Below are 25,167 nucleotides of genomic sequence, written 5' to 3'. Positions count from 1 at the left end.
TGGCACGGTGAGATCCAGGCACTTCCGGTCGGCGCCACGGCCGGAGGCGAGCGTGGGTGCGGAGGGGCGAGATGGGCGAGCAGGACGTTCCGGCGGAGAAGGTCCACCCGGGACCGACGCCCGGCCCCGCCGACCCGGCCGGCGACGACGACAGCGGTTCGGGTCCACCGGTGGCCGTCGCGCGGGCGCGGGTGTCCGTCGCCGGCGCGGCCGTACCGCCGCCCGCCGGTGACGCGCAGCCGATTCCGCAGGCCGGCCCGACGACGTACCGGGCAGGCACCCAGGCGGAGACCCCACCACCGCTGGACCGGCGTCTGCCCGGCGCCACCGTGCCGCCGTCCAGTTGGTCCGCCTTCGCCGTGGGCGAACGCCAGGCGACACCCCAGCCCGCCGCCGGCACGGCGCCCACGCCCGCCGCCGCGGAGGCCGACGGCGACGCCTCCCCGGGTACGCCCGGCAGTGCTCCGGCCGCCATCCCGGCACCCCGCGTCTCCGGGTCTGCACGCGTGCCCGCTCCGGCCGCCGCAACCGCGGACGCGGCAGCGCCGGCCGACGCCGCACTGGAGCGCGACAGCGCACCGGCCGAGCAGGCGGACGGGACCGACGACTCCCCGTCCCCGGCAGCCGGTTCGGTCGACCCGCCGCCGAACGCGGCACCGGCCTCCGCCGCCGACCGCCCGGCCCCGCTCACCGGCGCGTCCACGGCCGCCGAGCAGGCCGGATCCGCGCCCGCCCGGGCCAGCGCATCGGTGCCCGGCCTGAGCCGCGTCTCGGCCGAGGAGGTCGCCGCCTCCGTGGTGGCCGCGCCGCCCGCCGCCGCCACCGTCTACCGGGCCGGGCCGGTGAACCCGGAACCGCCGGAGCCGGTCCAGCCGCCGGAGCCCGCGCAACCCCCGGCGCCGAACGGACCGGAGCCCGAGCCGGCGCCGACCCCGGTGCCCGGTCCGACGCCGCCGTCACCGGCGCCGCCGGTACCCGAGCCGGAGCCGCCGCTACGGCCCACGCCGCCCCTGCCCGTGCCGCCCGCGCCCACCCCGCCGACGCCGACGCCCGGCCCGGTGCCGCCGGTCCCCGGGCCGCCGGTACCGCCGCCGGGTCCGCCCGTACCCCCGCCCCCGCCGCCACCGGGTCCGATGCCCGCGCCGCCGTTCCCGCCGCCACCGGCGATGACCGGCGCGGCGGACCCGCTGCCCGCGCCGCTGTTCCCGGCGCCTCCCGCCACGCCGGCGTTCCCGCCCGCGCGGGCCGCCGTCCCGACCCCGCCGGCGCCGCTCGTCGCGCCGCCGGCCGCCGCGCCGCCGTCGTGGGCCGCCGCACCCGTGTCGGACCCGCCGCCGCCCGTGGTGCCGGCCCCGGCGCTGCCGACCTGGCCGCCGCCGGCCACGCCCGCCCGCGACGCCGACACCACCCGCCCGGTACGCCCACAGCCCGCCGAGCCGGATCTCGCCACCACCGCGTACGGCGGAACCGACGGGCCCGGGTTCGCCACCGTGTCGTTCCCGCAGGGCAACCCGCTGGAGAACTCCGGATCGCTGACCGGGCACATCCTGGCTCAGGGCTGGTCCGAGGAGGGCCCGGCGGCCCGGGGCGGCAACACGAAGGTGTTCATCGTGCTGGCCGTCGCGCTGACCATGTTGATCGCGATCAGTCTGCTCGTGGTCTTCCTGGCCAACGACGCGTTGAGCGGGCTGACCGGGACCATGCTCACCGAGTGACGGGGGTGAGCCCGCCCACTACGTTCTCGCGTCGCCGTGGCGGAGCGGGCGATGCGCCGTACACTTGTCTGCGATCACTGACCTGGCGCGCCCGACTGCGCGCGCCCATGGGCGATCTTGCGGGCGATTCGGCGGCGTGACAGGCCGCGGCGGGCCATCGCGAAGATGCGCCCCGCTCGAGAGGTATTTCTTGACCACGTTCGCTGAACCCAGCACGTCCCCGTCCGTCGACCCGACGCCCGACACCGTCGATTTCGCCTCGCTCGGCCTGCCCCGGCAGGTCGTCGAGACGCTCGCCCGGCAGGGCATCACCACCCCGTTCGAGATCCAGCGGGCCACGCTGCCCGACTCGCTGGCGGGCCGCGACGTCCTCGGCCGGGGCCAGACCGGCTCCGGCAAGACGCTCGCCTTCGGCCTGCCGGTGATCGCCCGGGTCGCCGACCGCAACCGGGCCCGGCCGCTGCACCCGCGCGCCCTGGTCCTGGTCCCCACCCGTGAACTTGCCATGCAGGTCAACGACGCCCTCGTGCCGCTCGGCAAGGCGGTGGGCGTGTTCCTGAAGACCGCCGTCGGCGGCGTGCCGTACGACAGGCAGATCGACGCGCTGCGCCGCGGCGTGGAGATCGTCGTGGCCACCCCGGGACGGCTCGGCGACCTGATCGAGCGCGGCGTGTGCCGGCTCGACGACGTCGAGATCACCGTGCTGGACGAGGCCGACCAGATGGCCGACATGGGCTTCCTGCCCGAGGTCACCCGGCTGCTGGCGAAGACTCCGGCGGACGCGCAGCGGCTGCTGTTCTCGGCCACTCTGGACAACGACGTCGACACGCTCGTCAAGCGGTTCATGACCGACCCGGTCACCCACTCGACCGCGCCGGCCACCGCCGCCGTGTCCACGATGGATCACCACCTGCTGCTGATCCCGCCGCACGACAAGTTCGCGGTCGCCGCGTCCATCGCCGCCCGCGAGGGCCGCACCATGCTGTTCGCCCGTACGCAGCTCGGCGTGGACCGGCTCGTCGAGCAGCTCGCGGCCGTCGGCGTACGGGCCGGTGGGCTGCACGGCGGCAAGACCCAGCGCATGCGCACCAAGACGCTCGCCGAGTTCCGCGAGGGCCGGACGCCCGTGCTGGTCGCGACCGACGTGGCGGCCCGGGGCATCCACGTCGACGGCGTCTCGCTGGTGCTGCACGTGGACCCGCCGAAGGACCCCAAGGACTACCTGCACCGGGCCGGCCGTACCGCTCGGGCCGGCGAGTCGGGCGCGGTGGCGACGCTGGTGCTGCCCAAGCAGCGCCGCACCACTCTGGCCATGATGGAGAAGGCGGGCGTCGAGCCGGCCGAGACCCGGGTCCGGGCGGGCGACGAGGCGCTGGCCGAGCTGACCGGCGCGCGCGAGCCCAGCGGCGTGCCGGTGCGGGACGAGCCGGAGCCGCGACGCGGCGGCGGCTCGCGCCGCTTCGGCGACCGCGACGGCCGGGGCTTCGACCGGGGCGGGCGGGGCGGCTTCTCCGACCGTGGCGAGCGCCGGTTCGGCGACCGTGACGGCCGGGGCGAGCGCCGCTTCGGCGACCGGCCCGCGGGCGAGCGGTCCGGTGACCGGTTCGCTGATCGTGGCGGTGACCGCCGGTTCGGCGACCGGCCGGCCGGTGAGCGCTACTCGGGCGAGCGGTCCGGCGGCGGCGAGCGCCGCTTCGGGCGGCCGGAGCGTCGCGACGACCGGGGCTTCGGAGACCGGGGCGAGCGCTTCGGCGACCGGCGGTCCGACGGCCGGAGCTTCGGCGAGCAGCGGTCCGACGACCGCGGCCAGCGCTTCGGCGGCCAGCGCGGCGACGACCGGCGCTTCGGCGAGCGGGCCGACCGGCCGTACGGCGACCGGCAGCAGCCGGCGGCCGGACGCGGGTACGACCGGGACGAGCGGCGGTACGACGACCGGCCGGGCGGCTCGCGCGGCTTCGGTGACCGGCGCCAGGACGACCGCCCGCACGCCGAGCGGCGTTTCGGTGACCGGGGCGACGCGCGTCCGGCCGAGCGCCGGGCCGGCGGTTTCCGGGTCGAAGGGCGGGGCCGGGACGACAGGCGCGGCTTCGGCGGGCGCCCGCCGGCACGTACCCACTGATCTGAGCGCACCCACTGCCGCCGCCGAGCATCCGCTCGGCGGCGGCGGTGCGTCTGGGGCGATGTCGGCTCCCGTTCTAGCTGCGCGGTGGCGTCGTGAACTCGCCACCGGGCGGAGGGCCTGATCCATCAGATCGCTCACTTGCGCCCGCTCCTACCTTTGAAGTCGTGACCAAGGAGACGGGACCGGGCGAACTTGTCGCGGCCGGTGAGATCTTGAAGATGCTCGGCGTGGGCAGATCGAGATTCCGCGAGATCCGGCGGCATCCCGCATTCCCCGCGCCGTATCAAGAGCTGTCGGTCGGCGCGGTCTGGTTGAAGCGGGACGTCGAGCGGTACATCCGAGAGCACCGGCCGCCCCGGCCGGCGGACGACGACGAGTAGCCCGGCAACGTATGAACACACCGCGGCTGTACGGGCCCGGCGAGCTGGCCGCCCTGTTCGGCGTGTCGCGTCAGCGGGTCCTCCAGATCACCCGTCGCCCCGGGTTTCCCGAGCCGCTCGCCCGACTGATCGGCATGAACGTCTGGGACGCCGATGAGGTCGACGAGTGGGCCCGCCACAACCGGCCGCCCCGCCCCACCGAGGGCGACGAGCAGGGGTAGTCGGTAACGCCCCGGCTCGCGGCGGCGTTCGCGCATCCGCTGCCGCGGACGGCCGGGTCGCGTAACGTCCGGACCATGCCGAAGTCGCTCTTCTGGGCCCGGACCGACACCGCCGGCTCCGAGCACGTCGTGCTCGACGACGGTCAGGGGCTGACCGCGCAGGGTGTGGCGCTCGCCGTGGATCCGATCCCGTACACGTGCCGGTATCGCCTGACCGTCGGGCCGGACTGGTCGACGAACCGGCTGGAGGTCGAGTCCGAGGGCGCCGGCTGGTCGCGGAGCGTACGCCTGGAGCGGGGCCGGGACGGGTGGCGCGTGCGTACCGGCGAGGAGGGTGACCTGGACGCGGCGCTGAGCGCGGCGGGCCACCCACCGGCGGGCCTGCCTGGTACCGACGACCCGGGCCGGCTGGTCGAGGCGCTCGACGTGGACCTGGGCGGTTCCCCGCTGACGAACACGCTGCCGATCCGCCGGATCGGGCTGGGCCGGCTGCCCGCCGACCTGGCCACCGCCGTGACTGTGGCCTGGGTGCTGCTGCCCGGCCTGGCCGTGGTGCCCGCCGAGCAGGTCTACACCTCGCTGGGCCCGGGCCGGGTCCGGTATTCCAGTGACACGTTCGCCGCCGACCTGGAGGTCGACCCGGACGGTTTCGTGGTGCGCTATCCGGGGCTTGCCGAGCGGGTCGACCCGCGCTGACCGGCCGGGGCCCGGCTCAGGCCGCCGGCCAGGTGCCGTCGGTCAGGAACCGGTCGATGGTCGCGAGGTGCGGGGCGAGGTCGAGGCCCTGCGCGGCCACCCACTCGTCGGAGTAGTAGGTGTCGCCGTACCTGTCGCCCGGATCGCAGATCAGCGTGACCACCGAGCCGGTACGCCCGGCCGCGCGCATCTGCGCGATCAGCCCGAACGCGCCCCACAGGTTGGTGCCGGTGGAGCCGCCCACGCGGCGGCCGAGCACCGCCGAACCGGCCCGCATGGCGGCGAGCGACGCGGCGTCCGGCACCTGCACCATCCGGTCCACCACGCTGGGCAGGAACGACGCCTCGACGGTGGGCCGCCCGATGCCCTCGATCCGGGAGCCGCGGTCGGTGCGCACCGACCAGTCGCCGGCCTGCCAGGCGGGGTAGAAGGCGGAGTTCTCCGGGTCCACCACGCAGAGCTTGGTGGGCAGCCGCCGATACCGGGCGTACCGGCCGATGGTGGCGCTGGTGCCGCCGGTGCCGGCGCCGACCACGATCCAGGCGGGCACCGGGTGCCGTTCCAGCGCGAGCTGGGCGTAGATCGACTCGGCGATGTTGTTGTTGCCCCGCCAGTCGGTGGCCCGCTCGGCGTAGGTGAACTGGTCCATGAACCGGCCACCGCTGTCCTCGGCGAGCCAGCGCGCCTCCACCACGACCTTCGACGGGTCGTCCACCAGGTGGCAGCGTCCGCCCTGGAACTCGATCTGGGCGATCTTCTCCGGCGACGTGGAGGCGGGCATGACGGCGATGAACGGCAGCCCGAGCATCCGGGCGAAGTACGCCTCGGAGACCGCCGTCGAGCCGGACGACGCCTCGACGATCGTGGTGTCCGGGCCGATCCAGCCGTTGCAGAGGCCGTAGAGGAACAGCGACCGGGCGAGCCGGTGCTTCAGCGAGCCGGTGGGGTGCACCGACTCGTCCTTGAGGTAGAGGTCGATCCCCCACTCGCGGGGCAGCGGGAACGGCAGCAGGTGGGTGTCGGCGGAGCGGTTGGCGTCCGCCTCGACAGTGGCGATCGCCTCGGTCACCCAGCGCCGGCTGGCCTCGTCGCACCTGTCGAAGTGAGTCACGCCGGCAACGTTACAAGCGAGGTCAGCTCGGGTTCTCCCGGACCCGGCGGGCCTGCCGCCGCTGACCGGCTCGTCCGGTGGCCCGGATCACCGGCGTGAGGGCCAGGGCGAGCCGGGGGAAGGCGTCCAACAGCCGTACCTGGGCGCCGCGCCAGCGCGGCAGGCTGACCACCGGCCGGGGCCGCCGGGCCAGCCGGACGGCCCGCGCGGCCACCCGCTCCGGCGTGAGCAGCGAGCCGGTGAAGGACGCCAGCGCTCCCGGGTCGTCCAGCTTGTCGTGCAGCATCGGCGTCCAGATCCCGTCCGGGCACAGGCACGACACGTGTACGCCCCGGACGCCGGCCATCCGCAGGTCGCTCAGGGTGCCGAGGCTGAACGCGAGCAGGGCGTGCTTGCTGGCCGCGTACACCGTCTCGCCCGGCGCGGCGATCAGCCCGGCCAGCGAGACGACGTTCAGCACGTGGCCGCGACCCTGCTCGCGCATCACCGCGACGGCGGCGAGCGTGCCGTTCATCGCGCCGAGCGCGTTGACCTCGACCACCGCGCTCCGGGCCGGGGCGTCGTGCGCCCACGACGGCCCGGTGACCAGGATGCCCGCGTTGTTCACCCAGAGCCCGAGGCCGCCGGGCGCGGCCGCCGCCTCGGCGGCCACGTCCGTGCAGGCGGATTCGTCGCGTACGTCGAGCGGGCGGGACCAGCCACCCAGCGGCGCGGCGGCGGCCGACGCGGCCCCGGCGTCGACGTCGGTGAGCAGCACGTTCCACCCGTCGGCGTGCAGCGCGGCGGCGATCGCCCGCCCCAGCCCGCCGGCCGCTCCTGTCACCACTGCGGCGCCGCGCTCCGAGCTCGTCATCGGCGCACGGTAACCGCAACCCCCGCCCCGGGGCCAGAGGCGTCAGGCGGTGGGGGGTTCCAGCGGCTGCGGGCGGTTCTCCCACTTGGTCGACAGGGCGATGCTGGTACGGGTGGACGCCACCCCGGCCGTCCGGTTCAGCCGGACGATCAGCTGCTCCAGCTCGGCGATCGTGCCGACGCGCGCCTTGAGCAGGAAGGACTCGACGCCGGCCATGAAGTAGCAGGACTCGATCTCGGGGATGCGGCGGAACGACTCCAGCACGTCGTCGGTGTCCGCGTCGGAGTCCTCGATGATGCCGATGAGCGCTGTCACGCCGAGCCCGATCGACTCCGGCTCGACCTCGGCCCGGTACGCCCGGATCACGCCGCTGGACTCCAGCTTGCCGACCCGCTCGTGCACGGCCGGGGCGGAGAGGCCGACCTGACGGGCCAGCTCGGCGTACGACAGACGGGCGTTGCCCCGCAACAACTCCACGAGGCTCAGGTCGATCGTGTCCACGGAGAGTGACCCTATCCGTTCGGCGACCACGGAACACTCTCGGTACCGGTGGATCAACCCTTCACAAACGTACGATGAGGGGGTTCTCCACCGGTACCATTTCCTATCCTTCCCAGTGTGTGCGTTTTTCGCGTTTGGCGGACACGTCCGGTAGCCGGTGCTGTAATTGCCATACGTCCCTCATGACGGCTCTGGGCTCGCACCGGCCGGGGGCAGTGTGTTCAGCCGGGGGCTTCGTCGACGCGAGGAGGGGGCTGTGGACACTGGAGATCGCCTGCTGACACCGGGTGAGGTCGCTGCGCTGTTTCGGGTGGACCCGAAGACCGTGACCAGATGGGCAGCGGCCGGCCGGATCGGCAGTATCCGGACTCCAGGAGGGCACCGCCGGTTTCGGGAATCCGAGGTGCGGGCCCTGCTCGAGGGGGAGGGCATGCTGGACGAGGCGGAGGACATGGGCAAGGCCCGCAACATGGGCCCGACCGCTTCCACCGGCCCCGGACCGGCGAACGCCGGCATGTACTGAACGTGCGGGGCGCGGTCCGGCCGAGGGCCGCGCCCCGAACGTCGCCCACCGGTTCCGTCAGTGCGGATCCGCCTCCCGGCGACCGGCGGCCAGCTCGCCGGACCACCGCCGGAACAGCGTGTGCTCGACACCGAGCGCGTCGAGCACCTTCCCGGCCACGAAGTCCACGAGCTGCCCGGCGGACGCCGACGCCCCGGCGCCGTAGAAGCCCGGACTGGCCGGCAGCACCACCGCGCCCGCGTCGTGCAGCGCGATGAGATGTTCCAGGTGACTGCGGGTCACCGGCGTCTCCCGGGGCACCACGACGACCGGGCGGCGCTCCTTGAGGTTGACCTCGGCGGCGCGCTGGAGCAGATCCTTCGACAACCCGATCGCGATACCCGCGCACGCGGCGGTGCTGGCCGGCACCACCGCCATGCCGCGTACCGGGTAGGAGCCGCTGCTCGGGCCGGCGGCCAGGTCGCCGGCGGGCCAGTGCCGCAGGTCCGCGCCGGTGAGGTCGCGGTCGAGCCAGGCGGCCAGGTCTTCGGTCCAGTGCGCGTCCCGGAAGGGCCGGCCGGTCTCGTCCAGCACCGTCAGCCGGGCCGCCCGGGAGACGATCAGGTCCACCGCCTGACCGGCGTCGAGCAGTCCCCGGACGACAGCCGCCGCGTACGGCGTCCCGGACGCGCCGGAGACACCCACCACCCATGATTCGCGCATGCCCTCAAGCGTGCCTGGTCGCCGCCGACGGCGGGCGGCGACCCCCGTTCGGTCGGCCCGTCCGGGATGTCCAGAGGGTTCACGGAAGTTCCCGCGACGTGGAATTCTTCGATCGGCAAGTCCACTTCCGTGGGAAGGGCCGGTGATGACGGCTGCGGTGCTGCGGGCTCTGCGCTCCGACTGCCCCATCCCGCCCCGCCTCTCCCCGTACGCCGACGACGTGCAGGGCTGGCTGGTGGAGCAGGTCGACCGGCTCGGCCTGCCGGCTGACCCGGTGACCCGGCGACGGCTGGTGCGGGCCGGCTTCGCCCGGTACGCGGGCCGCCTCTACCCGGACGCCACCGAGCCCGACCTGCGGGTGCTGACCGCGTTGTTCACCTGGTTCTTCCTCGTCGACGACGCCTGCGACGGGCGGGACGGCCTGACCCCGCCGCAGATCCGCGCGCTGCGCGACGGCGCACTCGCCCTGCTGCGCGAGGGTCCGCGCGCCCGCCACCCGGGCTTCTCCGGCCCACTGCGGCGGCTGCTGGTGCAGGCGTGGCGGGAACCCCGCCGCCGGATGCCGGCCCGGTGGCGGCTGCGCTTCGCCGACGCGGTCGCCGACCACCTCGACGGGGTCCACCGGGAGGCCACCGCCACCACGTCCGGCCGTCCACCGGGCGTCGCCGAGTACGTGCGGCTGCGCCGGGCCACGTCGGCGGCGTACGTGTCGTACCCGCTGATCGAGTTCGCATCCGGGCGTCCGCTGCCCGACGCGGTCTACCACCATCCGGCGCTGCGGCGGCTCGCCGGCCTCGCCAACGACCTGCTCTCCTGGTTCAACGACATCGCCTCGCTGGAGCGCGACCGGGCCACCGGCGGCGGGCACAACCTGGTGCTGGCGACGGCCGCCGAGCGGGGCGTGCCGCTGCCGGCGGCGGTCGACCTGGTGGCCGGGCACTGGCGGGCCGAGATGGACCGGTTCGCGGCGCTCCTGGCGGCGGCGCCGTCGTTCGGCCCGACGCTCGACGAGGCCGTCGCGATCCACCTCGACGGGCTGGCCGCCGCCGTGCGCGGCACCGTCGACTGGACGCTGGAGAGCGCCCGCTACCCGCTCGCCGCGGCGTCCTGACCCGGCGCCCGGCGTCGCCGTTACGGCCGCAGGCCGAGCCGGACCACCAGGTCGAGCAGCGCGAGGACGAACAACGCGATGCCGACGAAGCCGTTCGCGGTGAAGAACGCCCGGTTGACCTTGCTCAGGTCGGTGGGGCTGACCACCATGTGCTGGTAGGCGAAGGCGACGGCGGTGAGCGCCAGCCCGATCCACCACAGCCAGCCGAAGCCGACCCAGGCGCCGAACCAGATGAACAGCGCGAACGTCACCACGTGCGCGACGGTGGAGGCGTGCAGCGCGAAGCGCCGGCCGTACCGGGCGGGGACACTGTGCACGCCGATCTCCCGGTCGATCTCCGAGTCCTGGCAGGCGTAGATCAGGTCGAAGCCGCCGATCCACAGGCCGACGGCGGCGCCGAGCAGCCAGGCCGGGCCGGAGCCGTCGAGCGTGCCGGTGACCGCCAGCCAGGCGCCGACCGGGCCGACCGCCTGCGCCACCCCGAGGATGGCGTGCGGCCAGTTGGTGAACCGCTTGCCGTACGGGTAGACCACGAGCGGCACCACGGCGAGCGGCGCGAGCACCAGGCAGAGCGGGTTGAGCAGGGCGGCGGCGGCCAGGAACACCACGAGCGCGACGGCCGCGCCGGTCCAGGCCGTCCGCACGCTCACCGCGCCGGTGACCAGTTCCCGGTTCGCCGTACGCGGGTTCCGCGCGTCGATGCGCCGGTCCAGGATGCGGTTCGCGGCCATCGCGAACGTCCGCGCGCCGACCATCGCCACGGTGATCAGCAGCAGGTCTCCCCAGCGCACCCGCCCGCCGTTGAGCTGCATGGCGGTCAGCGCCGACAGGTACGCGAACGGAAGCGCGAAGACCGAGTGCTCGATGGCGACGAGCTTGAGGAAGGACGAGACCCGGCCGGGTCGTTCCTGTACTGCCGCCGTCATCGGATCCCGTATTCCTTCCAGCGCTTGTCGACGAGCGAGACCACCTCGGGCGACATGCGCATCTCCTCCGGCCAGCCCCGGCTGTAGCCCTCCTCGGGCAGTTTGCGGGTCGCGTCGATGCCCGCCTTGCCACCCCAGAACTGCTGGTACGACGCATGGTCGAGGTGGTCCACCGGCCCCTCGGTGACCATCAGGTCGCGGGCGTAGTCGACGTTGCCGAAGGCGCGGAACGCGACCTCGTTGTAGTCGTGCACGTCGCAGTCCTCGTCCACGATCACGATCAGCTTGGTCAGCGACATCATGTGCGCGCCCCAGATCGCGTTCATGACCTTCTGCGCGTGCTTCGGGTAGCGCTTGCGGATCGACACGATCGCGCAGTTGTGGAAGACACCGGCGGCGGGCAGGTCGTAGTCGACGATGTCCGGGATCAGGAAGCGCAGCAACGGCGCGAAGATCCGCTCGGTGGCCTTACCCAGGCCGTGGTCCTCCTGCGGCGGCTGGGACGTGACGATCGAGTGGTAGACCGGGTCGCGCTGCATGGTCATGCACTCGATGTGCATGACCGGGAACGGCTCGACCGGCGTGTAGAAGCCGGTGTGGTCGCCGAACGGCCCCTCGGGCAGGCGCTCGCCCGGCTCGATGTAGCCCTCCAGCACGATCTGCGCGTGCGCCGGAACCTGCAACGGGACGGTCAGGCAGTCCACCATCTCGACCCGCTCACCGGCGAGGAACCCGGCGAACAGGTACTCGTCGATGTCGGCGGGCAGCGGCGCGCTGGCCGAGTACGCCACCACCGGGTCCGCGCCGATCGCGATCGCCACCGGCAGCCGCTGGCCGAGCCGCTCGGCGACCGCGTGGTGGGCGGTCGAGTTCTTGTGGATCTGCCAGTGCATGCCGATGGTGTTGTGCGAGTGCTGCTGGAGCCGGTAGAGCCCGAGGTTGCGCTTGCCGGTCTCCGGGTGCTTGGTGTGGGTCAGCCCGAAGTTGTGGAAGATCCCGCCGTCGCCGGGCCACACCTGCAACCCGGGCAGCCGGTTCAGGTCGACGTCGTCGCCCCGGTAGACCACCTGCTGGCAGGGGGCGGTCTTGACCTTCTTCGGCGGCATCGACTTGAGCTGCATGACCTTGCCCAGGCCGCCCATCATCCCGGAGAAGCCCTGCGGCAGTTCCGGCTTGAGCATGTCGCCGATCCGCTCGCCGATCTCGTCGAGGTGCTCCACCCCGAGCGCCATCGCCATCCGCTTCTCGGTGCCGAACAGGTTGATCGCCACCGGCATCTCGCCCCGGGTGGGGCGCTCGAACAGCAGCGCGGGCCCGCCGGCCCGGACGGTACGGGTGACGATCTCGCTGATCTCCAGCGTGGGGTCGACCGGCGCGCTCACCCGCCGCAGCTCGCCCGCACGCTCCAGCGCCGCGAGGAAGTCCTTCAGATCGGTGTACGGGAAGCGAGCCGCCATGCCCCCATCCTCCCGCACTCGCTTCCTCGGGCCGGGCGCGCCCCCGGTCAACAGGGGGCGGGCTGCCAGGCGTACGCGGCCAGCGGCTCGTCGAGCGGCGCCTCGGTGAGCCGGTTGGCGAACGTGGAGATCGTGTACGTGCCGACGCCGAGCACCACGTCCAGCGCGTGCCGGCGCTGCCATCCGGAGGCGAGCAGCGCGTCCAGATCGGCGTCGGGGACCGCGCCCCGGTGGTCGAGCACGGCGACGGTGAACCGACGCAGCGCCTCCAGCCGGGGGTCGGGCAGCGTCGCGCCGGTCCGCAGCGCCTCGATCAGCTCGGGCGTGGCGCCGTGCCGGACCAGCGTCGCGGTGTGCATGGCCACGCAGAGGTGGCAGCCGTTGCGGGTGGCGACGGTCAGCACGACCACCTCCCGGGCGGCCGGGTCCAGGTCGGTGGCCTCGAACGCGGCGTTGGCGGCGAGGAAGCCCTTCAGCAGTTCGGGCGAGCCGGCCATCAGGCTCACGGCGGCCGGTAGGTGCCCCAGCGAGCGACGTACTCCGGCCATGACCGGGCGGGCGGCGGCGGGCGCGGTGTCCGGCTCGTACGCGGTGAAGCGGGACATGACAGGGCCCCTCTCGTAAGATAGTCAACGTGGTTGACGAAATAGTAAACGTGGTTGACGAACATGGCAACGCCTGACCGCCCCGGCTTCGCGCTGCCGCTGCTCCTGCTCGCCGGTTTCCGCACGCTCGTCGACGACCTGCACGCCGAACTGGCCCGCCAGTGGCACCCCGAGCTGCGCCCGGCACACGGCTTCGTCCTCCAGGCCGTCGGCCCGGCCGGCACCACCGCCTCCGACCTCGGGCAACGCCTCGGCGTCTCCAAGCAGGCCGCGGGCAAGACGGTGGACCGGCTGGTCGCGCTCGGCTACCTGGAACGCGTGGACGACCCCGCCGACGCCCGCCGCAAGCTGGTCCGGATGACAGCGAAGGGCCGCGACGGGCTGCACCGCTCGGCTGTGATCTTCGACGAGTTACGCGACCGCTGGGCGGCCACGCTCGGCGCGGACCGGGTCGCCGCCATCGAGGACGACCTGCGCCGGATGGTCCCCGCCGACGTGTTCCGCCTCGACGTACCCGGCTGGTTCGGCGCGTGAGGCGCCCGCTCAGCGCCCGTAGAGAAGTGCCGGGTCGACCAGGACCACATCCGCCCGACCGGCCGCGGCGTCGAGGAGGTCGTCCTCGAAGCCGTGGCCGCTCGCCAGCAGCAGCCGCGCTCCGCCCGCGTCGAAGCCGGGTCGCTGCCGCACCAGCAGGGCCCGGATCCGTTCCAGCCGCTGGAGGTCGGCCCGGCCCAGCCGGCGACCCCACTTGACCTCACCGATCGCCAGCAGAGGGCGGGGGCCGTCGCCCGGTGGCGGCTCGCCCACCGCGACCAGGTCGAGTTCGTGACGCGTCCGGGTGTCCGGGTCGGTCAGCGTCGCCGCGCTCACCTCGGCGACGTGCCCGCCGAGGAGCTCGGGTTCGGCGAAGCGCAGCGACCACTGCCGCACGATCTCCTCGAACCGGGGCCCGAGAACCGCGCTTGCGTAGCGGCGCTGTGAACGACGCCAGACGTCGGCTCCGTGCCGCTGCTCCAGAGCCGTCCACGCCGGGCGCATCACTGCCTGGTAGAAGGTGATCAGCGGTTCGGTGATCCGGTAGCTGCTGCGACCGCTGCGCAGCGGGTCGGGCTCACGCACCAGCAGTCCGGCGTCCTCCAGCACGGTCAGCGGGTGCTGGAGGTCGGTGGCCTTCCGCCCGATGTAGCCGCAGCACCCCAGTCCGGCAGGTGGACGGGGCCTGGTGACCCGGAGTACGCGCCCAGCGCCTCACCCAACCGGCGCAGCGATTCCGTCGACGTCGCCTCGGTCGCGCCGAAGTAGAAGCCGCCGCTCGCCTGCGCCAGTTGGTACAGCAGCAGGGTCTTGCCCTGCCTCCGGCGGCCGCTGACCACCCCGAGCGTCGCGCCGGGCCGGTCGTCGGCCACGAACCGGGCCAGTTCGGCCCACTCGACGTCCCGGTCGAAGATCTCCGCGGGCTTTCCGAGCAGCGGCATACCTACACCACACTTCTTATAACTACAGTTCTAAGAAGTGAAGTCCTACATTCTGCGTCACTGACAGCTTCGCCGTCGGCGGTTCATCATCGACGGATGGACGACGCATACGTGGTGGGTGACCCCGACGGCCTCAGCCCGCTCCAGGCCGAGATCCGCGACGCGGTGGCCCGCGAGCTGCACGCCCAGTTCGCGCTGCGGGCGGACCGCCTCGAACTGGCCGACCTGCCGGAGGTGGCCTACCAGGTCACGCGCCGGGTGGACGAGGTGCTGAGCGGCACTACACCCCGGCGTACGAGTGCAGACCGGTGAAGAAGAAGTTCACGCCGAACAGGTTCATCATCACGGTCAGGAAGCCCACGATGGAGATCCAGGTCGCCACGTTGCGCTTCACGCTCGGCGTGGCCCGGGCGTGCAGGTAGCCCGCGTACACCACCCAGGAGATGAACGCCCAGGTCTCCTTGGGGTCCCAGCCCCAGGCGCGACCCCAGGCCGCCTCGGCCCAGATCGCCCCAGCGATCACCGCGAAGGTGAAGATCGGGAACGAGAAGGCGTGCAGCATGAAGGTCAGCCGCTCCAGCCCGGCCGCCTCCGGGAGGCGGCGGGCCAGGGTGTACGGGAAGCTGCGCCGCCCCTGCTCCCAGCCGGACCGCATCAGGTACGCGGCGGCGGGCACCACGCCCAGCAGGAAGATGCCCGAGGCGAAGATGATCGTCGAGACGTGGATGATGAACCACCACGACTGAAGCGCCGGCATCAGCGGCTCGATCGGCACGTAGAGCTTCAGCTCGGCGAACGCCAGCAGCAGCACCATGACCAGCGTCAGGAACAGCCCGAGCCGGCGCAGCCACGGCTGCTTCCAGAGCACCACGAGCCAGGCCGCCACCCCGATCCAGGTGCCGGTCAGCACGAACTCGTACATGTTGCCCCAGGGCATCCGGTCGGCGGCGAGGCCCCGGGTGACCACGGCGCCCAGGTGCACGGCGGCAGCCAGCACGGTGAGCCAGGCGGCGATCCGGCCGGCGAGCACGGCCCGCGCGCCGGTGCGGTCCGGGCGCGGCGGCGTCGCCGCGACGGCCGGCTCGTCGATCGTGCCGCCGGCGCCGCCGACGCCCGCGCCGACCAGCTCCCGCGCCGGCGCGGCCGCGGGCACCTTCCGCGCGTTGCCCAGCGCGAACTCCACGGCGTGGCTGATCATCGCGATCAGGTACGCCAGGATCGCGAACGCGACCAGCTGGTCGGAGAGTGCGGACATCAGTCGTCTCCTTCTCGCGCCCGCCGTACGTCCGGCGCGTCACCGCTCACCGCGGCGACGAGCTGCGCGAACTCGTCGGCGAACCCAGGGTGTTCGGTGCGCGGCAGCCCACCGGCCTCCACCAAACTACTACCGCTCGTCGGAGATCCACCCTCGGGGGGCGAAACCCGGAACCAGACCCGGCGCCGCCGGGCGAACAGCGAGCCCATCAGGCCCAGCAGCAGCGTGCCGCTCGCCACCAGCAGCAACGCCTGCCCGGGCGCGTGCCGGACCGCGAGCGTGATGTACGGCTTGGTGCCGACGAACTCCAGCGTGCTGCCGTCGTCGAGGGTCCACTTCTCCCCCGGCCGCAGCAGCTTGGTGCCGATCTCCTTGAGCTTGCCGTCGTCGATCTGCCGCCGGTCCAGCGCGTACACCGAGCCGGGGATGCCCGCGTCCAGCCCGAGGTTGCCCCGGTACGCGGTCAGGTTCACCGCCGGGTTCCGCTCGGCCGGGTACTGCGACGAGACGTACGGCGCGCTCTCCGGCGCGGTCGGCAGGTAGAGCCCGTCGAAGGCGATCTGCTGGTCCGGGGCACGCGCGCCGGTCTTCGGGTCGACGTTGGCGTCCGGGAAGATCGCCACGCCCTCCTCGGTCGCGTTGGAGTCGCCGGTGCGCAGGAACGGCGCCTCGCTGGTCTGGCTGCGGCCGTACTTGTCGGTGTACTTCAGCAGCGGCGCGTAGCCGTTGCCGAGCAGGTAGACGTTCGCCGAGCCGAGCCGCAGCGGCGAGTTGACCGAGAACCCGGCGGTCCGTTCCATGCCGCCAGGCTCGTCCACTGTCACCGTGGCCCAGTAGCGGGACGCCAGCCCGGACGGCAGGTAGTCGGCCTCGAACTTCTCCAGCGTCAGGCAGAACGGCGGCAGGTCGGAGCTGTCCACGCGCGGGCCGAGCGACGCCTCGGCGTACTGCTGGCGGGTGTTGCAGAACGCGTTGTCCTCGCCGGCCACCAGGATGCGGTTGCCGTGCCATCCGTACCAGGAACCGAGCGCCACCCCGAGCAGGACGGCGACCAGCGACACGTGGAAGAGCAGGTTGCCGGTCTCCTTGAGGTAGCCCTTCTCGGCGGAGACCTCGTTGCCGCGCACGGTGACCCGCCACCGGCGGCGGCGCAGCACCGCCGCGATCGCCTCGGGATCGGCGGCGGCCGGGGCCTCCAGCACCGCGTGCTGCGGCAGCCGCTCGAACCGTCTCGGCGCGGCCGGTGGCCTCATCCGCAGCGCGCGGACGTGGTCGCGGGCGCGGGGCAGGATGCAGCCGATCAGCGAGGTGAACAGCAGCAGGTAGATCGCGGAGAACCAGACCGAGCCGAAGACCTCGAACGCGCCGATCTGGTTCAGCCGGGGCGCGAGGTCGGGGTGGTCGACGAACCACTGGTTGACGCGTTCCGGGTTGACGCCGCGCTGGGGCAGCACCGAGCCGGGGATGGCCGCGATGGCGAGCAGGAACAGCAGGATCAGCGCCGTACGCATGCTGGTGAGCTGCCGCCACGAGTTGCGCAGCAGGGCCAGCACCGGGTTGACCCGCCGCCGGGGCGCCTGCGCGGGTGGGGTCGACGGCCTGTCGTCGACGGTCGTCATCAGATGCTCACCTCGCCCACGCCCACGTTCGTCTGCAACCAGATCACCACGTTCACCCAGCCACCGGTGATCAGCGCCAGGCCGATAGCGATCAGCAGCGCGCCGCCGATCCGGGTGACCCAGCGGCTGTTGCGCCGGACGGCGCGGAAGACCCCGAGCAGGCGCTGGAAGCCCAGCCCGAAGACGACGAACGGTATCCCCAACCCGAGGCAGTACGCCACGGCGAGCACCACGGCCCGGTCGGTCCCGCCCTCGGTGGCCGCCATGCCGAGCACCGCGCCGAGCGTCGGGCCGGTGCAGGGCAGCCAGCTGAGCGCGAAGACCGCGCCGAGCACCGGTGCGCCGAGCAGCCCGGCGGAGGGCAGCCAGCGGATGCGGAACTCCCGCTGCATGCCGGGGATCACCCCGAGGTAGCCGAGGCCGAGCACCACCACGAGCGCGCCGATGACGATCTCCAGCGTGCGCTCGTACCGGAAGAAGAGCTTGCCGACGCCGGAGAAGAGGATCGCGGTGGCGACGAACACGACGGTGAAGCCCGCGATGAACAGCAGCGTGCCGGCGAGCACCCGGCCCTTGACGGCGGCGGTGGTCCGGGCCTGCGTCCGTTCCGCCACCGCGACGCCGCCCCCGGTCAACGGTGGGTCCGGTGGCTGCGGCGCGCCCGGGCGGCGGCCCTCCAGGTCGGAGCCGGCCAGACCCGTCACGTACGACAGGTAGCCGGGCATCAGCGGGAGCACGCACGGCGACAGGAAACTGACCAGGCCGGCCAGCGCCGCCGCGCCGACCGCGAGCAGCAGCGGGCCGGACTCGGCGAGCTGCCGGAACGTCTCGCCCATCAGCGGGCGCCGTTCGGCGGCGGCGACTCGGCCGCGATGTCCTCGACGATCGGCCGCAGTTCGTCACGGGTGACGGCCCGGCGGATCACCACGGCGATCCGGCCCTCGCGGTCGAGCACGACGGTGGCCGGGGTGGTGTTCGGCGGGATGTCGAAGTTCAACGCCTGCCGGCTGGCCGGGTCGAAGATGCTCGGGTACGTGACCCGGCCCTCCTCGAAGGCGATCGCCTTGTCCTTGCTGTCCTGCACGTTGATGCCGAGGAACGTCACGCCGGAGCCCTTTGTGGCCTGGTACGTGGCCTCCAGGTCGTCCGCCTCGGCGCGGCAGGGCGCGCACCAGGAGCCCCAGAAGTTGACCACGACGACCTGGCCGCGGTCGCGGGAGATGTCGTAGCTGCCGCCGGTGAGCAGCTCACCGCTCACCTTCGGCGTCTTGGAGCGCTGGTCGGGGGCGCAGGTGACGGTCGAGCCGTCGGCCGCGCACCGGCTCTCCTGGCTGCCGGAGGAGCAGCCGACCAGCGCCGTACCGGCGGTGACGGCGGCGAGCAGGGCGGCGGCGAGCCTCCGGGTGAGCATCAGGCCCCCTTGGCCGTCCGGGCGGTCGGCGAGATCGACACGAGGTGGGCGGCCGGCTCGGAGTACCCGATGCCGACGATCTTGGCGCCGTCGAAGTGGAACGAGGTGAGGCTGGCCAGGCCGCACTGGCGGCGGCGCGGGTCGTGCCAGAGGCGCTTGCGCTCGACGTGCCGGCGCAGCGTCCAGATCGGGAGCTGGTGCGACACGAGCACCGCCTCCCGCCCCTCGGCGGCGACCCGGGCGGCGTGCAGCGCGGCGAACATACGCTCGGCGATGGCCCGGTACGCCTCGCCCCACGACGGGGTCACCGGGTCGCGCAGCACCCACCAGTTACGCGGGTCGCGGAACGAACCGTCACCGGGCGAGACCTTCTTGCCCTCGAACCAGTTCGCGCTCTCGATCAGGCGCTCGTCGACGCCGACGGAGAGGCCGAACTGCGCCGCGATCGGCTCGGCGGTCTGCTGGGCGCGCTCCAGCGGGCTGGCCACCACGTGCACGACGGTCCGGTCGGCGAGCGCCTGCGCCGCGGCCTTGGCCATCTGCACGCCCAGCTCGGAGAGGCGGAACCCGGGCAGGCGGCCGTAGAGGATGCCGTCCGGGTTGTGCACCTCACCGTGCCGCAGCACGTGCACCACGGTCTCCGCCATTGTTATCCCCCGCTTCCCGCCGCCGCTGCCGCCCGCGCCGCCACCGGCAGGGCGGCGGCGATCTGCTCCCACGCGGCGTCGTCGATCGCGGTCGAGACGAACCACGACTCGAACGCGCTCGGCGGCAGGTAGACGCCGCCGGCGAGCATCGCGTGGAAGAACGCCTTGAACGCCGGCACCACCTGGGTGCGGGCGCTGTCGTAGTCGTGCACGTCCGCGTCGGTGAAGAAGACCGAGAACATGTTGCCCGCGGTGGAGAGGCGGTGCGGCACGCCGGCCGCGGACAGCGCCTCGGTGGTGAGCTTGCCGAGCGCGGCGGCGGTCTCGTCGAGCCGCCGGTAGAGCGCGTCGTCGGCCAGCCGCAGCGTGGCGAGCCCGGCCGCGCAGGCCAGCGGGTTACCGGAGAGCGTGCCGGCCTGGTAGACCGGGCCGGCCGGGGCGAGCTTCGCCATGATCTCCGCGCGCCCGCCGAACGCCGCGGCGGGCAGGCCGCCACCCATGACCTTCCCGTACGTCCACAGGTCCGCGTCCGAAGGGTCGAGGCCGTGCCATCCGGCGCGGGACACCCGGAATCCGGTCATCACCTCGTCGACGATGAGCAGCGCACCGTTCGCGTGGGCGATCCGGGCCAGCTGGGAGTTGAAGCCGTCGCGGGGCGCGATCACGCCCATGTTGCCGGCCGCGGCCTCGGTGATGATCGCGGCGATGTGCTGGCCCTCGGCGGCGAACGCCTCCTCGACCGCGCGCAGGTCGTTGTACGGCAGCACGATGGTGTCGCCCGCTGCCGCCCCGGTCACGCCGGGCGAGTCGGGCAGGCCGAACGTGGCCACGCCGGAGCCGGCGGCGGCGAGCAACGCGTCCGAGTGGCCGTGGTAGCAGCCGGAGAACTTGATGATCTTGGCGCGGCCGGTGAAGCCGCGGGCCAGCCGGATCGCCGACATGGTCGCCTCGGTGCCGGAGTTGACCAGGCGCACCTGCTCCACCGGCGTCCGCGCGATGATCTCCTCGGCCAGGTCGACCTCACCCGGCGTCGGCGTGCCGAAGCTGGTGCCGAGCGGCGCCGCCTCGCGCAGCGCCTCCACCACCGCCGGGTGCGCGTGGCCGAGGATCAGCGGGCCCCAGGAGCAGACCAGGTCGACGTAGCGACGACCGTCTGCGTCGAAGAGCCACGGACCCTCCCCCCGGACCATGAAGCGCGGGGTGCCGCCGACGGCACGGAACGCGCGCACGGGAGAGTTGACCCCGCCGGGCACGACGGCCTTGGCGCGGTCGAACAGGGCCTCGGAGGCCGGGGCGTCGGCCGGGTAACGGCCGGATCCGGCGGAAAAGGTCTCGGTCACGATGGGGCCATTGTGTCAGCGCCGGAGTGCTGCCTGGCAGGCACCCCGCGACGGGGGTTACCAGGCTCACCCGCCTGAGCGGGGCGACGGGCCGACGGCGATCCGCTCGACAGGCCCGTTGGTCGAGATCGCGATAGGCTGACCGGGTGGATCGTGCCGAACTGTCCATCACCGTACACCGGACGGGTGACGAAGCAGTGCTTCGCCTGGCCGGTGAGATCGACATGCTCACGGCCGCCCAGCTCTCGACGGTGGTCAACGAGGTGCTGGCGGATCCGCCCCCGCGCATCGTGCTCGACCTGGCCGGGGTCACGTTCTGCGACTCGCAGGGCCTCGGCACGCTCGTGGTGCTCAGCCGCAAGGCCAGTCACGCCCAGTGCCTGCTGATGCTCACCAACGTCGGCGACTTCCTGATCCGCGTACTGGACATCACCGGCCTCCGCAGCGCCCTGATGATCCGCAACGAGGCCACCCCGTAGGCCCTCCCCCGCGATCTTGCACTTGCGGCCCTCGGCGAGGGTGATTCACACCTTTTGCCGGGGCCACAAGTGCAAGACGCTTCTATGTGTGTGGTGATCGGTTCGGCTGGTTGCCGTTAGGGTTCGGCGTTGGTGATCACTCGGGTGACTCTCCGTTGATCCGGCTGCCCGTGGTGTGGGTGTGCCTTGTGCAAGACCTGTCCCCGGGTGATCGTCGGCGCCGGCCCGGCCCACCCTGCTGGCCTGATCAGAAGCCTGCCCGTGCGAGCACACGTGGCCCATCACAGATCTGCCGCCGAGGTGACTGCTTCCCGAGCCGACGCCGACTGTCCCGGTCGTCGCTGGCAAAGGAGCAACAATCCGAGATGACAAGGATCGTAGAGCGAGTCGCGGATCGCTACGACGTGGTGGTAGGGGTCGACACCCACACCGACACGCACACCGCCGCCGTGGTCGACCGTCTCGGCGCCGTGTTGGCGCAGGTCACCGTGCCCACCGACCCGGACGGGTTGGCCCGGTTGCTGACCTTCGCCGTCGCGCACACCCCACCGCAGGGGCGCCGGTTGTGGGCGGTGGAAGGCACCCGATCGCACGGGCAAGGGCTGTGCCGGGTGCTGGACGCTGCCGGTGAAGCGGTCTGCGAGGCACCCAAACCCCCCGCCGCGTCCCGTCGTCGGGGCGGCAAGTCCGACCACCTGGATGCGGTCGCCGCCGCCCATACGGTGCTTGCCCTGCCCGCTGAGCGCATCGCCGTGCCCCGAAGCGACGGACCACGCGAGGCACTGCGTCTGCTGCTGATCTGCCGCCGACACCACACCGATGCCCGCACCGCAGCAGTCAACCTGGTCAAAGCGTTGATCCTGACCGCCGACGACACCCTGCGCGAGGCGCTACGCGGACTATCCACCACCACCCAGATCGCCCGCCTGGCCGCCCTCGACCTACCCGAGCACACCGACCTGCCCTGCGAGGAACACACCCGCCGCCGCGAACTGACCACCCTCGCCCGGCACATCCAGACCCTCGACGCCACCCTCGCCGACAACCACCAACGCCTACGCACCCTCGTCACCGAACTGTGCCCACCCCTGCTCGACCAACCCGGCATCGGACCCGTCACCGCCGCGATCGCCCTCACCGCCTGGTCCCACCCCGGCCGCGTCCGATCAGAAGCCGCCTACGCCACCCTCGCCGGCACCGCCCCCATCCCCGTGGCCAGCGGCCGCACCAACCGACACCGCCTCAACCGCGGCGGCGACAGAACCCTCAACAGCGCCCTACACACCATCGCCCTCACCCGCCGCCGCATCCACCCCGAAACCCGCGACTACATCACCCGCCGCCGCACCGAAGGCCGCACCACCAAAGAAATCACCCGCTGCCTCAAGCGCTACATCGCCCGACAGATCTACCGCACCATCACCAACCACCACCGCACCACTTGACAACCCCACTCACAGATCAACGGCGCTAGAGGACGGGGACGTCGCGGCGGCGGAACGTCAGCAGGCCGGCTGTGGCCAGGGTCACCGCCAGGGCCGTGAGGACGTAGAGCGGGGTTGCGGTCCACGTGGCGCGCAGCACCTGGGGAGTGTGGGTGAACGGGGACACGTCCAGCAGCCACTGGTCCAGCTCCAGCACCGCGCCGAGCTGTCCGAGCAGCACGCAGACCGCCAGCACCACCCACGCGGCGGACGCGAGCCGGGGCAGCAGGCCGTAGAGCAGCACGGCGAGCCCGGCCAGCACCCATGCCGCCGGCACCTGAGCCAGCCCGGCGGCGAGCATCCGGCCCAGCTGGCGGGGAACGTCACCGGTGCTCAGCCCGTACGTCAGGCCGGTCGCCAACCCGGTCACCGCGAGCACCACCACCGGGCCGAGCAGCGCGAACGTCACGTGCGACAGCAGCCAGGTCGAGCGCCGGGTACCGGTGGCGAGCACCGGTTCGGCGTGCCCGGCGGCCTCCTCGGCGCGCATCCGCAGCGCGGCCTGGATGCCGTACCCGGCGGCGGCGAGCCCGGCCAGGCTCAGCGTGACCCCCAGGTACGCATCGGCCATCCCGGACGCCCCGCCGAGCCGGGCCACGATCTCCTCCATCCGCGGACTCCCCTCGACGGACCGGCCGGCCGCCTCCGCGGCGCCACCGAGGATCAGCCCGAGCAGGCCGAACCCGACCGACCACCAGAGGATCTGCCCCCGGTGCAGCCGCCAGGCCAGCCCGAAGGGCCCGGACAACGCGCCGCCCGCGCCGGCCGGGCCGAGCCGGGGCGGCAGCACGCCCGCGCCCAGGTCACGGCGGACCGAGATCGGGTACGCGAGCGCGGCGAGCAGCACCGTTGCGGCCAGCGGCAGCAGCAGCACCCACCACCGCTCCCCCTCGTACGGCCGGACGCGGGCTGCCCAGCCCAGCGGGGACAGCCAGCTCGGCCAGTCGTTGCCGGCGGTGTCCCCGGCCAGGCGCAGCCCGAACGCGGCGCCGAGACCGGCGAGGCCGACGCCCCGCGCCCCGCCCGCGGTCTCGGTGAGCTGGGCGGCCAGCCCGCCGAGCGTAGCGAAGACAGCACCGGTCAGCACGGTGACCAGCCCGTACGCGACCGAGCCGCCGACCGGCAGCCCGGTCGAGACGAGCCCGGCGGCGGTGAGCAGCCCGAGCACCAGGTCTGCGGCGTACGTGACGAGCAGCGCGGCGGTCAGCCCGGAGTGCCGCCCGAGCACGCTGCCGCCGAGCAGTTCCCGCCGCCCTGCCTCCTCCTCGGTGCGGGTGTGCCGGATGACCGTGAGCAGGCTCGCCAGCGCGACGATGAGCAGCAGGAAGCCGCTGCGCTGGGCGGTCAGCCCGCCGATGCTGTCGCCGTACGCCGGGCCGAGCAGCGCGACGATCGACGGGTTGCGGGCGGTGCCCTCCAGGTACGCGGCCCGCTCGGCTGCGGTCGGGAACAGCTCGAAGTAGCTGGCCGCGTACGTCATCGGCAGCACCGCGAGCACGAGCACCCACAGCGGCAGCAGGAGGCGGTCCCGGCGCAGGATCAGCCGGACCAGGTGACGCGTGCCGGTGAGCGCACTCATGACCGGTCCGCCGTCTCGGGGCGCGCCACGTCGGAGGAGGACGCCGCTTCGGAAGAGGACGCCGTCTCGTAGTGCCGCAGGAACAGTTCCTCGAGCGTGGGCGGCGTGCTGACCAGGCTGCGTACCCCCAGCTCGGTGAGCCGGCGCAGCGCGGCGTCGAGCGACGCGGTGTCCACGTCGAAGCGGACCCGCTGCCCGTCCACCCGCAGGTCGTGCACTCCCGGCAGCTCGGCCAGGCCGTCCAGCGGCGCGGTGACCTCGGCGTCGATAGCGGTGCGGTGCAGGTGGCGCAGGTCGCCGAGCGTGCCGGTCTCGACGGTCCGGCCGGCCCGGATGATCGTCACCCGGTCGCAGAGCGCCTCCACCTCGGCCAGGATGTGGCTGGAGAGCAGCACCGTGCGCCCGTCCTGCCGGGCCCGGCGGACCCAGTGCTGGAAGACCTCCTCCATCAGCGGGTCGAGCCCGGAGGTCGGCTCGTCGAGGATGAGCAGCTCGACGTCGGAGGCGAGCGCGGCGACCAGGCCGACCTTCTGCCGGTTGCCCTTGGAGTAGGTGCGGCCCTTCTTGCGCGGGTCCAGCTCGAACGACTCCAGCAGTTCGGCGCGGCGTCTCGGGTCGAGCCCGCCGCGCAGCCGGCCGAGCAGGTCGATCACCTCGCCGCCACTGAGGTGGGGCCAGAGCGTGACGTCGCCGGGCACGTACGCGAGACGCCGGTGCAGCGCCACCGCGTCCCGCCACGGGTCGCCGCCCAGCAGCCGGACGGCCCCCGCGTCCGCCCGCAGCAGGCCGAGCAGCACCCGGATGGTGGTCGACTTGCCGGAGCCGTTCGGGCCCAGGAAGCCGTGCACCTCTCCGGTGCGAACGGTCAGGTCGAGCCCGTCGAGGGCCCGGGTGCGGCCGAAGGTCTTCACCAGGCCGGACACATCGATTGCCGTTTCCATACTTCAGAAGCTAC

General features: G+C 73.2%; 28 protein-coding genes. 11 read left to right on the top strand and 17 right to left on the bottom strand.

Features of this window, described 5'->3' with window-relative positions:
• The first annotated feature begins 71 nt into the window (after window positions 1-71).
• The 5 genes from O7611_RS30250 to O7611_RS30230 all read left to right on the top strand — a co-directional run bounded on the left by O7611_RS30250 (window position 72) and on the right by O7611_RS30230 (window position 5,134).
• Window positions 72-1,715: a hypothetical protein gene (locus tag O7611_RS30250; RefSeq protein ID WP_269698010.1), complete on the top strand. Its 1,644-nt coding sequence runs from the start codon at window positions 72-74 to the stop codon at window positions 1,713-1,715.
• A gap of 190 nt (window positions 1,716-1,905) precedes the next feature.
• Window positions 1,906-3,834, top strand: a complete 1,929-nt coding sequence (locus O7611_RS30245) for a DEAD/DEAH box helicase (protein ID WP_269698009.1) — start codon at window positions 1,906-1,908, stop codon at window positions 3,832-3,834.
• 167 nt (window positions 3,835-4,001) lie between these two features.
• Complete coding sequence (locus O7611_RS30240) at window positions 4,002-4,217, top strand: helix-turn-helix transcriptional regulator (RefSeq protein WP_036311366.1); 216 nt, start codon at window positions 4,002-4,004, stop codon at window positions 4,215-4,217.
• Window positions 4,218-4,228: 11 nt separating this feature from the next.
• Window positions 4,229-4,438 (top strand): helix-turn-helix transcriptional regulator, encoded by a 210-nt coding sequence (locus tag O7611_RS30235; RefSeq protein ID WP_194802069.1) that lies wholly within the window; start codon window positions 4,229-4,231, stop codon window positions 4,436-4,438.
• Between the two features lie 75 nt (window positions 4,439-4,513).
• Window positions 4,514-5,134, top strand: coding sequence for a putative glycolipid-binding domain-containing protein (locus O7611_RS30230; protein ID WP_269698008.1), 621 nt, complete (start codon window positions 4,514-4,516; stop codon window positions 5,132-5,134).
• A gap of 16 nt (window positions 5,135-5,150) precedes the next feature.
• Here the strand turns inward: O7611_RS30230 and O7611_RS30225 are convergent, their stop codons facing one another.
• The 3 genes from O7611_RS30225 to O7611_RS30215 are packed head-to-tail and all read right to left on the bottom strand — an operon-like array spanning window position 5,151 to window position 7,599.
• On the bottom strand, window positions 5,151-6,245 hold the full coding sequence (locus O7611_RS30225) for a PLP-dependent cysteine synthase family protein (protein ID WP_269698007.1): 1,095 nt from the start codon (window positions 6,243-6,245) through the stop codon (window positions 5,151-5,153).
• Window positions 6,246-6,267: 22 nt separating this feature from the next.
• The gene (locus O7611_RS30220) at window positions 6,268-7,098 is read right to left on the bottom strand and encodes an SDR family NAD(P)-dependent oxidoreductase (protein ID WP_269698005.1); all 831 of its coding nucleotides are present in this window, start codon (window positions 7,096-7,098) and stop codon (window positions 6,268-6,270) included.
• Window positions 7,099-7,140: 42 nt separating this feature from the next.
• The gene (locus O7611_RS30215; RefSeq protein ID WP_018787850.1) at window positions 7,141-7,599 is read right to left on the bottom strand and encodes an Lrp/AsnC family transcriptional regulator; all 459 of its coding nucleotides are present in this window, start codon (window positions 7,597-7,599) and stop codon (window positions 7,141-7,143) included.
• 256 nt (window positions 7,600-7,855) lie between these two features.
• Here O7611_RS30215 and O7611_RS30210 point away from each other — a divergent pair, with 256 nt between their 5' ends.
• Window positions 7,856-8,122 carry a BldC family transcriptional regulator gene (locus O7611_RS30210; RefSeq protein ID WP_013473529.1) on the top strand — a complete coding sequence of 89 codons (267 nt, stop codon included), beginning with the start codon at window positions 7,856-7,858 and terminating at the stop codon, window positions 8,120-8,122.
• 57 nt (window positions 8,123-8,179) lie between these two features.
• Here the strand turns inward: O7611_RS30210 and O7611_RS30205 are convergent, their stop codons facing one another.
• Window positions 8,180-8,824: a UbiX family flavin prenyltransferase gene (locus tag O7611_RS30205; protein ID WP_194802073.1), complete on the bottom strand. Its 645-nt coding sequence runs from the start codon at window positions 8,822-8,824 to the stop codon at window positions 8,180-8,182.
• A gap of 145 nt (window positions 8,825-8,969) precedes the next feature.
• Here O7611_RS30205 and O7611_RS30200 point away from each other — a divergent pair, with 145 nt between their 5' ends.
• Complete coding sequence (locus tag O7611_RS30200; RefSeq protein ID WP_194802074.1) at window positions 8,970-9,935, top strand: terpene synthase family protein; 966 nt, start codon at window positions 8,970-8,972, stop codon at window positions 9,933-9,935.
• A gap of 20 nt (window positions 9,936-9,955) precedes the next feature.
• Here O7611_RS30200 and mqnP read toward each other — a convergent pair whose 3' ends face one another.
• From mqnP to O7611_RS30185, 3 genes are read right to left on the bottom strand one after another with little or no spacing between them, the layout of a single operon-like run.
• Window positions 9,956-10,882 (bottom strand): menaquinone biosynthesis prenyltransferase MqnP, encoded by a 927-nt coding sequence (gene mqnP, locus O7611_RS30195; protein WP_370584989.1) that lies wholly within the window; start codon window positions 10,880-10,882, stop codon window positions 9,956-9,958.
• Window positions 10,858-12,318: a menaquinone biosynthesis decarboxylase gene (locus O7611_RS30190; RefSeq protein WP_194802076.1), complete on the bottom strand. Its 1,461-nt coding sequence runs from the start codon at window positions 12,316-12,318 to the stop codon at window positions 10,858-10,860. The genes mqnP and O7611_RS30190 overlap by 25 nt, the downstream gene beginning before the upstream one ends.
• A gap of 47 nt (window positions 12,319-12,365) precedes the next feature.
• On the bottom strand, window positions 12,366-12,923 hold the full coding sequence (locus tag O7611_RS30185; protein WP_194802077.1) for a carboxymuconolactone decarboxylase family protein: 558 nt from the start codon (window positions 12,921-12,923) through the stop codon (window positions 12,366-12,368).
• Window positions 12,924-12,986: 63 nt separating this feature from the next.
• Between O7611_RS30185 and O7611_RS30180 the strand changes: the two genes are divergently transcribed.
• Window positions 12,987-13,457: a MarR family winged helix-turn-helix transcriptional regulator gene (locus O7611_RS30180; RefSeq protein ID WP_269698002.1), complete on the top strand. Its 471-nt coding sequence runs from the start codon at window positions 12,987-12,989 to the stop codon at window positions 13,455-13,457.
• A gap of 9 nt (window positions 13,458-13,466) precedes the next feature.
• On the opposite strand, the gene O7611_RS30175 is transcribed toward O7611_RS30180, so the two are convergent.
• Both O7611_RS30175 and O7611_RS30170 read right to left on the bottom strand, forming a co-directional pair.
• Window positions 13,467-14,066 (bottom strand): hypothetical protein, encoded by a 600-nt coding sequence (locus O7611_RS30175; RefSeq protein WP_269698000.1) that lies wholly within the window; start codon window positions 14,064-14,066, stop codon window positions 13,467-13,469.
• Window positions 14,067-14,068: 2 nt separating this feature from the next.
• Entirely contained in the window at window positions 14,069-14,398 is a 330-nt protein-coding gene (locus O7611_RS30170; protein WP_228532552.1) for a hypothetical protein, read from the bottom strand.
• 96 nt (window positions 14,399-14,494) lie between these two features.
• Here O7611_RS30170 and O7611_RS30165 point away from each other — a divergent pair, with 96 nt between their 5' ends.
• Window positions 14,495-14,710, top strand: a complete 216-nt coding sequence (locus O7611_RS30165) for a hypothetical protein (RefSeq protein ID WP_030500721.1) — start codon at window positions 14,495-14,497, stop codon at window positions 14,708-14,710.
• Here the strand turns inward: O7611_RS30165 and ccsB are convergent.
• Genes ccsB through hemL form a run of 6 tightly spaced genes read right to left on the bottom strand, consistent with a single transcriptional unit; the run spans window position 14,679 to window position 20,670 of the window.
• The gene (gene ccsB, locus O7611_RS30160; protein WP_013283546.1) at window positions 14,679-15,653 is read right to left on the bottom strand and encodes a c-type cytochrome biogenesis protein CcsB; all 975 of its coding nucleotides are present in this window, start codon (window positions 15,651-15,653) and stop codon (window positions 14,679-14,681) included. The genes O7611_RS30165 and ccsB overlap by 32 nt on opposite strands.
• Entirely contained in the window at window positions 15,653-17,272 is a 1,620-nt protein-coding gene (gene resB / locus O7611_RS30155) for a cytochrome c biogenesis protein ResB (RefSeq protein WP_269697997.1), read from the bottom strand. The genes ccsB and resB overlap by 1 nt, the downstream gene beginning before the upstream one ends.
• Complete coding sequence (locus O7611_RS30150; protein ID WP_269697995.1) at window positions 17,272-18,108, bottom strand: cytochrome c biogenesis CcdA family protein; 837 nt, start codon at window positions 18,106-18,108, stop codon at window positions 17,272-17,274. Before O7611_RS30150 ends, resB begins: the two co-directional genes overlap by 1 nt.
• Entirely contained in the window at window positions 18,108-18,683 is a 576-nt protein-coding gene (locus tag O7611_RS30145) for a TlpA family protein disulfide reductase (protein WP_091330408.1), read from the bottom strand. Before O7611_RS30145 ends, O7611_RS30150 begins: the two co-directional genes overlap by 1 nt.
• Window positions 18,683-19,330, bottom strand: coding sequence for a histidine phosphatase family protein (locus O7611_RS30140; protein ID WP_013283542.1), 648 nt, complete (start codon window positions 19,328-19,330; stop codon window positions 18,683-18,685). Before O7611_RS30140 ends, O7611_RS30145 begins: the two co-directional genes overlap by 1 nt.
• A gap of 2 nt (window positions 19,331-19,332) precedes the next feature.
• A complete protein-coding gene (hemL, locus tag O7611_RS30135; RefSeq protein ID WP_194802081.1) occupies window positions 19,333-20,670 on the bottom strand; it encodes a glutamate-1-semialdehyde 2,1-aminomutase in 1,338 nt (445 codons plus the stop codon).
• A 146-nt stretch (window positions 20,671-20,816) separates the two neighbouring features.
• Here hemL and O7611_RS30130 point away from each other — a divergent pair, with 146 nt between their 5' ends.
• Both O7611_RS30130 and O7611_RS30125 read left to right on the top strand, forming a co-directional pair.
• Entirely contained in the window at window positions 20,817-21,149 is a 333-nt protein-coding gene (locus O7611_RS30130; protein ID WP_135242846.1) for an STAS domain-containing protein, read from the top strand.
• A gap of 365 nt (window positions 21,150-21,514) precedes the next feature.
• Window positions 21,515-22,594 carry an IS110 family transposase gene (locus tag O7611_RS30125; protein ID WP_194802082.1) on the top strand — a complete coding sequence of 360 codons (1,080 nt, stop codon included), beginning with the start codon at window positions 21,515-21,517 and terminating at the stop codon, window positions 22,592-22,594.
• Between the two features lie 25 nt (window positions 22,595-22,619).
• On the opposite strand, the gene O7611_RS30120 is transcribed toward O7611_RS30125, so the two are convergent.
• Window positions 22,620-24,212: an ABC transporter permease gene (locus tag O7611_RS30120; protein WP_269697992.1), complete on the bottom strand. Its 1,593-nt coding sequence runs from the start codon at window positions 24,210-24,212 to the stop codon at window positions 22,620-22,622.
• Complete coding sequence (locus tag O7611_RS30115; protein WP_194802084.1) at window positions 24,209-25,153, bottom strand: ABC transporter ATP-binding protein; 945 nt, start codon at window positions 25,151-25,153, stop codon at window positions 24,209-24,211. The genes O7611_RS30120 and O7611_RS30115 overlap by 4 nt, the downstream gene beginning before the upstream one ends.
• Window positions 25,154-25,167: the final 14 nt, after the last annotated feature.

Origin of the sequence: Micromonospora sp. WMMC273 (genome assembly GCF_027460285.1) — a bacterium.
GTDB classification, from domain to species: Bacteria; Actinomycetota; Actinomycetes; order Mycobacteriales; family Micromonosporaceae; genus Micromonospora; species Micromonospora aurantiaca.
The sequence above is the reverse complement of the archived record's forward strand: the minus strand, read 5'-3'. Positions and strand labels throughout refer to the sequence as shown.

Excerpts from the sequence above, each read along its gene's own strand:
- O7611_RS30250 (WP_269698010.1), top strand. The coding sequence starts at position 72 with ATGGGCGAGCAGGACGTTCCGGCGGAGAAGGTCCACCCGGGACCGACG.
- O7611_RS30235 (WP_194802069.1), top strand. The coding sequence starts at position 4,229 with ATGAACACACCGCGGCTGTACGGGCCCGGCGAGCTGGCCGCCCTGTTC.
- O7611_RS30230 (WP_269698008.1), top strand. The coding sequence starts at position 4,514 with ATGCCGAAGTCGCTCTTCTGGGCCCGGACCGACACCGCCGGCTCCGAG.
- O7611_RS30220 (WP_269698005.1), bottom strand. The coding sequence starts at position 7,098 with ATGACGAGCTCGGAGCGCGGCGCCGCAGTGGTGACAGGAGCGGCCGGC.
- O7611_RS30205 (WP_194802073.1), bottom strand. The coding sequence starts at position 8,824 with ATGCGCGAATCATGGGTGGTGGGTGTCTCCGGCGCGTCCGGGACGCCG.
- O7611_RS30200 (WP_194802074.1), top strand. The coding sequence starts at position 8,970 with ATGACGGCTGCGGTGCTGCGGGCTCTGCGCTCCGACTGCCCCATCCCG.
- O7611_RS30190 (WP_194802076.1), bottom strand. The coding sequence starts at position 12,318 with ATGGCGGCTCGCTTCCCGTACACCGATCTGAAGGACTTCCTCGCGGCG.
- O7611_RS30185 (WP_194802077.1), bottom strand. The coding sequence starts at position 12,923 with ATGTCCCGCTTCACCGCGTACGAGCCGGACACCGCGCCCGCCGCCGCC.
- O7611_RS30180 (WP_269698002.1), top strand. The coding sequence starts at position 12,987 with ATGGCAACGCCTGACCGCCCCGGCTTCGCGCTGCCGCTGCTCCTGCTC.
- O7611_RS30170 (WP_228532552.1), bottom strand. The coding sequence starts at position 14,398 with ATGCCGCTGCTCGGAAAGCCCGCGGAGATCTTCGACCGGGACGTCGAG.
- O7611_RS30165 (WP_030500721.1), top strand. The coding sequence starts at position 14,495 with ATGGACGACGCATACGTGGTGGGTGACCCCGACGGCCTCAGCCCGCTC.
- ccsB (WP_013283546.1), bottom strand. The coding sequence starts at position 15,653 with ATGTCCGCACTCTCCGACCAGCTGGTCGCGTTCGCGATCCTGGCGTAC.
- resB (WP_269697997.1), bottom strand. The coding sequence starts at position 17,272 with ATGACGACCGTCGACGACAGGCCGTCGACCCCACCCGCGCAGGCGCCC.
- O7611_RS30150 (WP_269697995.1), bottom strand. The coding sequence starts at position 18,108 with ATGGGCGAGACGTTCCGGCAGCTCGCCGAGTCCGGCCCGCTGCTGCTC.
- O7611_RS30145 (WP_091330408.1), bottom strand. The coding sequence starts at position 18,683 with ATGCTCACCCGGAGGCTCGCCGCCGCCCTGCTCGCCGCCGTCACCGCC.
- O7611_RS30140 (WP_013283542.1), bottom strand. The coding sequence starts at position 19,330 with ATGGCGGAGACCGTGGTGCACGTGCTGCGGCACGGTGAGGTGCACAAC.
- O7611_RS30125 (WP_194802082.1), top strand. The coding sequence starts at position 21,515 with ATGACAAGGATCGTAGAGCGAGTCGCGGATCGCTACGACGTGGTGGTA.
- O7611_RS30120 (WP_269697992.1), bottom strand. The coding sequence starts at position 24,212 with ATGAGTGCGCTCACCGGCACGCGTCACCTGGTCCGGCTGATCCTGCGC.
- O7611_RS30115 (WP_194802084.1), bottom strand. The coding sequence starts at position 25,153 with ATGGAAACGGCAATCGATGTGTCCGGCCTGGTGAAGACCTTCGGCCGC.